The following is a 5,270-nucleotide window of genomic DNA, read 5'->3' as shown; positions in this document are numbered from 1 at the left end:
GGCTGGTGGGGGAGGCAGAAGTAAAATCCTCCTTACCGCCCAATCACTTACCAGAAAGTGAGGGCGAATGACTACCTTTGAAGCCAATCGAGAATTTTCGCAGGCACCCGCACCTTCTGGCGGCCTGCACTACCGGCTCGACTGCGCCCTCCGTCGCGAGCACAACGAGACCCGGCGCATGCAGCTCGCCCTCCGTATGGGCATGGAACGGGAAGGCTCGACGCCCGCCTTCAAGGCCCGTCAGGACGCCATCCTCCGCCCCCGCGTCCGGGTGGCCGCCAAGACGGAGGTGGCGCTGTGAAAGCACCGCCCTACGACGGTCCGATGCCAGCACGTCGGATGATATCTAAATATATCGAACGCCAAGACGGAGGTGGCGCTGTGAGCGAGTGGAAGCCGATCGAAACGGCGCCGAAGCAGGGCCGAATCCTCGGCTACTCTAAGGCGGACGGGCAGCACGTCTGGTGGTGGGTACGGCACATAGTTCCTGGAGGTGCCGACCGCGGCTCATGGGAGAATGTTTCCTATGAGTGGTACGAGCTCGACCAGCCCACCCACTGGATGCCCTTACCGAAGGCGCCGAACCATGAAGGTTAGAGGTCAGACGGTCTGTACGGCTGAAGAACGGGTCGCCCGGCTAAGCATCCCAGCAGCCCATGTCGGGCTGCTGGATTTGGCTCGGCGATACGCGGACAAGATGGAGAGCGGCAATGAGAGAGACTAGGATGCCGGGCGACGAAGACTTCACGCCAATGTTTCTGTGGCTCGGTGCCGGCTTTATTTTTACGCTAGCAGCCCCAATCGCACTACTCGCCTTCTGGCAATGGGTTGGACCTGGCGCGATGTTGGCTTCGTTCGCCGCCGGATTCGGCTGCATCTTTCGCGGGGCATATGTCGGCTGGCAAACAGTCTGGCGCACATGAAAGTTGAGCATATGCCAGATCACCGTAATCCGGACTATCCACCCTCTCCGCTGTGGGATCATTGCGATCACGATTGGAAGGAAGTCGAGTCGATGTCAGACACTGAGGTCAAATGCCGTAAATGCGGGGTGCCTGGAGATCGCGAGCGTGATGGCTCAGTCTACTGGCCGGCGACATAGCAGCTCGCATCTGGAATGTGTGAGGCGCACTGATGACCGATCAGTCTTAGTCTGATTTTTGAAGGAGAGAGAAATGACCTACGTCCTATTTCTAATCGCTGCGTCCGTCAGCTTTGGCATGGGCTGGTATTGGGGCTACGGGCACGGCAGGCAGGTTGGGAAAAGTCTTGGCCGCTACGAGGCAGGCAAAGCCGCTGAGCCCACCAGGGGGTGCTGCTCTCGATGCGTGGACACTTCCAGATGTGAAGGTGGCTGCGTACTTCTTCCCTCGCACACCCATTGTTGAGCAGACAGCCGCACATATAGGAAGTGAGAGACCGCGCATGTGCCAAGGGCAATTTGCGCTCGGAACTCCTCAAGGGGAGTTCTGCCTTTAAACGGAGATTGGAGCGAAGAAGCAAATGATCAGCAGCGGAGCATATGCCTGCATCGAGCGCGATACGCGCATCGCCTATGGCACCATTTCTCCAACCCCGAGGGGCGCCATGGTCGCATGGTTAGAGCGCTACGCGCGCCTCCCTGTTCCGTCCTGGGCCGACGACGAGAGCATTGAGGATATGTTCAGGGCCGCGTCCGACAACCGTGGCGGATTCGCGAAGATCGCCTTCGTAACCGTCACCCACGATCCCAACGGCGAGAAACAAACTGACGTTCAGGAGCTAGACAAAAATGATGTCAGGCGGGCCAATAGAGCGCTTCCAAAGCGGATGGGCGGTTCGGATTGGAAAGTGGGGTAGCGCCCACTACTACGTCCGCGACGAACTATCGTGGGCCGATGCGGCGTGCGGCGTGTGGTCGGTCAAAGTGGCAGCGCTGCGTGACGTCGGGACGTGGAAGAAATGCAAACGCTGCGAAGCCGCGTTGAAGCGGCCAACAGCCTGACGTACATTGGAAGACTGAGTCATGCAGTGCACCTATTGCAAACGCGAGACCCGGCCGGCGCGACTGGTGCGGCTCAACGATCCGCTGACGCGGACGGATGACCATGTCGTGCCCCTTGGCCGTGGCGGCTTGGATACGAAGGAAAACCGTGTCCCGGCCTGCCTGCGCTGCAATAGCATTAAGGGCGACATGATGCCGGACGAGTGGGCTGCCTATATGGCAGCAAACCCGATGTGGTGGACTCTTACGCGCTATCAGCGCCACCTTCAGTCCATCAGCAAGAAGCCGCTCCCGATGGCTCACAGTGCCTACATCCTGAAGCACGGCAAAAAGGCTTACCGCGAGTGGGTCGCGGTAGGCTGTCCAACATGACAAGAGATTGAAGATGAGAGAACAGCCGCCCATCGGCTTCTGGTTCGACTCCGATGAGATCGAACAGAAGGCAATTGCCGAGTTGAAAGAGGAGCACTTCCGCCGGATGGTTGACGAGCGCAAGGCTTACCTGAATGGCCCCGGACCATCGTGGTGGCGCAAGCTACTTCGACTCACCTGAAAGATGAAGGACCTCCAATGTACGAACGCGACATCAAGGTCGAGTGGAAGCCGATCAAGACGGCGCCACGAGATGGCCGCTGGTTTATTCTCTGGACAGCCTCTAGCATGGCCTCAATCGAGTTGTGCCGTTGGACGCCAGAGAGCAACCGCTGGCGCGTGAAGTCCCTTCCCGGCCTCGGTGAGCGACTGGCGGACCTGCTCGACTTCAACGATACCATCGTTCATCGCTGGATCGAACTTGAACCATTCTTTAACTCGGACGGCTGGCTGCCGCATCCGAATGGAGAGCGGCAATGAGCCACCCGTGGGGAATGACCGTGCTGCCGGTTCATATGGCAAAACGGATGGTGGAGAACCGCGGAGGCGAGGCAACTGAGCGTGACGGCCGACTTGAGATCCGGCGCAATGGACAGTTTCTGTACGCCCCGCTGATCGTTGACGGCTGCGTCAACTACCTGTCCGTAGCCGGCACGCTTGCCGTGCACACATGAGCAGTGAGCACATGGCCGAACTAGATGAAGCTTACGAGTCGATTGAACGCCTTTCGGCGCGCTGCCATATTGCCGTTACCGCGCTCCGACGCATCAAGTCGCTCGGCGAAAAGAACGTCCCGAAATACGCTCAGGAGATTGCAGTTGAGGCCCTGGCGCGACTAGATCAGCCTGACGCAGCTAAATAGCGGGTGAAGCCATGGCCGAATTTGGAAACTGGATGATCGGATCTGTCTTGGTGGCCGCAGGCGCGGTATCGTTCGGGTATGGCGCCGGCATGATGTGGCGCGCGTGGGTGGCGGTTAGCTCTTAAGCCAGATGAGAGCGCCCACGGAACGAGACATCATTGAACGTCTGTTGGACTTTGAGCAATGCGGCCTTACGGCCGGCGACCGCGTCAACCTTCGCGAATGCGCCGCCATCGAAATCAGTCGTCTGAGGCTGGAGCTTGCCAAGTTCAGCGATGCGGCCGAGGAGATCGCAAGCCTGCGGGCGCAGGTCACGATTGCCAAGAACTCCAACGGCTTCACCCTTTTGGCCGAGGAGAAGGCCAAGCGGCTGGAGGAAGAGAACCGCAGGCTACGCGCCGAAGTCAGCCGGTCGAGCTATCACTGCGACTAGCCTGTCTCTTCCCCTGAGTGTGGGGTGGCATAACCGAAGGTTGTACTTGAAATTATCCGCGAACTGAGTTCCGATACGATCTTCGCTTCAAAACGTTTTAAATTGAAGGGACATTTTCGATGTCTTTTTATATTTGGCTCGCGTGCGCTTTTTTCGCGGGTTCCGTAACGAGCATTACGCTGCTCTTTATCGTCGCCGTTTGGTCTTCTATGTACTCACCCCCTGTTAAGCCAGCCGATGCGCTGACCGACTGCCCATGAGGGCGACGGGAATCGGCTAAGAAATCGTCGCCGTCAATTTCGGCGCGATGCCAGGATTACCGCTTGCGTCGGTCCCTCGAATGTAAAAGTTAATCGTGCCGGCCGAGAGCGCGCCAACGGTCACCAGGCTGGTCCCGCTGACCGCAAGCTTTGTCGTACCGAGCACAGAGTAGCCGCCAGCGGCGCCGCTTAGCGTGGCCACCACGGTTCCGTTTGGCGTCGAGGCCGGGATTGCACCGCCCGTGAAGCTTCCACCCCAAGTCAACACAGGGACCGGAGGCGCTGCCGGAAAGATGCCTGTCGTGTTCGATGACGGCGCCAGGATCTCCACGCTGCGGATGGTGATGGATGGGCTCCCGATCGACCCCGCAGGGTACGACTCCCACGACAACCCGACTGCCATGTTCAGGATCACATGATGAAGGTCCGTCGCGTCCGCCCCGGCCGGCACGGGGTTCTTATACGTGAGAGCACCATTGGTGAACATCCAGATATAGTCTGACTGATGAACCACCAGCGTTTCAATCTCTGCACCACCCGCCAGGACCGTTCCGGTGTCGTAGTTGCCACCGGCATCGATCATGCTTGTTCCGTTGTGGATGTGGGTGTGCTGAGAAGACGTGTTATTGTTGTAGTTGGAACCGAAACGCTCGAAATCGTCCACCTCATAGTGTGGTTTAGATAAATCACCATTATAGCGGTCGCCGAGTCCCCACACGGCAGGGAAGTCATACGCCCCGGCGGAATTGAGCGTAAAACGCACGCGGCGCGCATACGGAACGCCGATCTTCATGCTCTGCGTTGTCGAGACTAGCGACGACAGGAACGGCGCCTGCCCGGCCACCTGGTTCAGCGAGGCTCTAACAAGCGGGTATTGATCCGAGCCCTTGAGCACCAATCCGCTTGCGGTGATGTCGATCATTCCAAGCGGAGGAAATGTCGGGTCGATGGCCTGCCAGTTGTAGTTCGGGTTGATGAATGCACCATAGCCGAAATCGCCGTAGGCGTTCTGCGAGGTCATGTAGTGCAGACCGTTCGGCGCCCAAGTACCTTTTGCTGAGGGGTCGTTATAGCCGGTCGTATTGCCGCTATAGTACCCCCCGGTTCGCAGTGACAAGCTCGCGAAATTGTCCTGCCACTTCGTCACCCAGCCATCGATCAGACTAGCACTATCATGCTCAATCGGATCGCGCTGCGTAAAGATAGGAGATATGCGACACTGTCCGGGGTACGTTAAGCCACAGAATGATCCTGACGGCGCATTCCAATTCGACACCATGACGCAGTTCGGATGCGAATAGAGCGACGCGTCAGCCGTTGGCCGGCTTATGATTATGAACCAATTGGGATCAAACGCAC

General features: G+C 58.4%; 11 protein-coding genes. 10 read left to right on the top strand and 1 reads right to left on the bottom strand.

Annotation, left to right across the window (positions count from 1 at the left end; all coding sequences use genetic code 11):
* The first annotated feature begins 67 nt into the window (after positions 1-67).
* From GA0061099_RS38665 to GA0061099_RS38625, 10 genes are all read left to right on the top strand, one after another.
* Positions 68-301, top strand: coding sequence for a hypothetical protein (locus GA0061099_RS38665; protein ID WP_074448662.1), 234 nt, complete (start codon positions 68-70; stop codon positions 299-301).
* 23 nt (positions 302-324) lie between these two features.
* Entirely contained in the window at positions 325-597 is a 273-nt protein-coding gene (locus GA0061099_RS43365; RefSeq protein WP_083235192.1) for a DUF551 domain-containing protein, read from the top strand.
* A gap of 128 nt (positions 598-725) precedes the next feature.
* On the top strand, positions 726-923 hold the full coding sequence (locus GA0061099_RS38655; RefSeq protein ID WP_141697815.1) for a hypothetical protein: 198 nt from the start codon (positions 726-728) through the stop codon (positions 921-923).
* Between the two features lie 580 nt (positions 924-1,503).
* A complete protein-coding gene (locus tag GA0061099_RS38650) occupies positions 1,504-1,839 on the top strand; it encodes a hypothetical protein (RefSeq protein ID WP_074448659.1) in 336 nt (111 codons plus the stop codon).
* Between the two features lie 166 nt (positions 1,840-2,005).
* Positions 2,006-2,356 (top strand): HNH endonuclease, encoded by a 351-nt coding sequence (locus GA0061099_RS38645; protein ID WP_074448658.1) that lies wholly within the window; start codon positions 2,006-2,008, stop codon positions 2,354-2,356.
* Between the two features lie 13 nt (positions 2,357-2,369).
* Entirely contained in the window at positions 2,370-2,537 is a 168-nt protein-coding gene (locus tag GA0061099_RS41780) for a hypothetical protein (RefSeq protein ID WP_158644901.1), read from the top strand.
* A 17-nt stretch (positions 2,538-2,554) separates the two neighbouring features.
* A complete protein-coding gene (locus GA0061099_RS38640; RefSeq protein ID WP_074448657.1) occupies positions 2,555-2,836 on the top strand; it encodes a hypothetical protein in 282 nt (93 codons plus the stop codon).
* Positions 2,833-3,030 (top strand): PQQ-dependent sugar dehydrogenase, encoded by a 198-nt coding sequence (locus tag GA0061099_RS38635; RefSeq protein ID WP_141697814.1) that lies wholly within the window; start codon positions 2,833-2,835, stop codon positions 3,028-3,030. The genes GA0061099_RS38640 and GA0061099_RS38635 overlap by 4 nt, the downstream gene beginning before the upstream one ends.
* 11 nt (positions 3,031-3,041) lie before the next feature.
* A complete protein-coding gene (locus GA0061099_RS41775; RefSeq protein ID WP_158644900.1) occupies positions 3,042-3,218 on the top strand; it encodes a hypothetical protein in 177 nt (58 codons plus the stop codon).
* 169 nt (positions 3,219-3,387) lie between these two features.
* A complete protein-coding gene (locus tag GA0061099_RS38625) occupies positions 3,388-3,651 on the top strand; it encodes a hypothetical protein (RefSeq protein ID WP_074448654.1) in 264 nt (87 codons plus the stop codon).
* Positions 3,652-3,927: 276 nt separating this feature from the next.
* On the opposite strand, the gene GA0061099_RS38620 is transcribed toward GA0061099_RS38625, so the two are convergent.
* Positions 3,928-5,270: hypothetical protein (locus tag GA0061099_RS38620; protein WP_208604928.1), on the bottom strand; the 1,343-nt coding region annotated here is incomplete at its 5' end.

Source organism: Bradyrhizobium yuanmingense (assembly GCF_900094575.1).
GTDB classification, from domain to species: Bacteria; Pseudomonadota; Alphaproteobacteria; order Rhizobiales; family Xanthobacteraceae; genus Bradyrhizobium; species Bradyrhizobium yuanmingense.
The sequence above is the reverse complement of the archived record's forward strand: the minus strand, read 5'-3'. Positions and strand labels throughout refer to the sequence as shown.

What these genes read in the sequence shown, in the direction of transcription:
- GA0061099_RS38665 (WP_074448662.1), top strand. Translation starts at nt 68, where the DNA reads ATGACTACCTTTGAAGCCAATCGAGAATTTTCGCAGGCACCCGCACCT.
- GA0061099_RS43365 (WP_083235192.1), top strand. Translation starts at nt 325, where the DNA reads ATGCCAGCACGTCGGATGATATCTAAATATATCGAACGCCAAGACGGA.
- GA0061099_RS38655 (WP_141697815.1), top strand. Translation starts at nt 726, where the DNA reads ATGCCGGGCGACGAAGACTTCACGCCAATGTTTCTGTGGCTCGGTGCC.
- GA0061099_RS38650 (WP_074448659.1), top strand. Translation starts at nt 1,504, where the DNA reads ATGATCAGCAGCGGAGCATATGCCTGCATCGAGCGCGATACGCGCATC.
- GA0061099_RS38645 (WP_074448658.1), top strand. Translation starts at nt 2,006, where the DNA reads ATGCAGTGCACCTATTGCAAACGCGAGACCCGGCCGGCGCGACTGGTG.
- GA0061099_RS41780 (WP_158644901.1), top strand. Translation starts at nt 2,370, where the DNA reads ATGAGAGAACAGCCGCCCATCGGCTTCTGGTTCGACTCCGATGAGATC.
- GA0061099_RS38640 (WP_074448657.1), top strand. Translation starts at nt 2,555, where the DNA reads ATGTACGAACGCGACATCAAGGTCGAGTGGAAGCCGATCAAGACGGCG.
- GA0061099_RS38635 (WP_141697814.1), top strand. Translation starts at nt 2,833, where the DNA reads ATGAGCCACCCGTGGGGAATGACCGTGCTGCCGGTTCATATGGCAAAA.
- GA0061099_RS41775 (WP_158644900.1), top strand. Translation starts at nt 3,042, where the DNA reads ATGGCCGAACTAGATGAAGCTTACGAGTCGATTGAACGCCTTTCGGCG.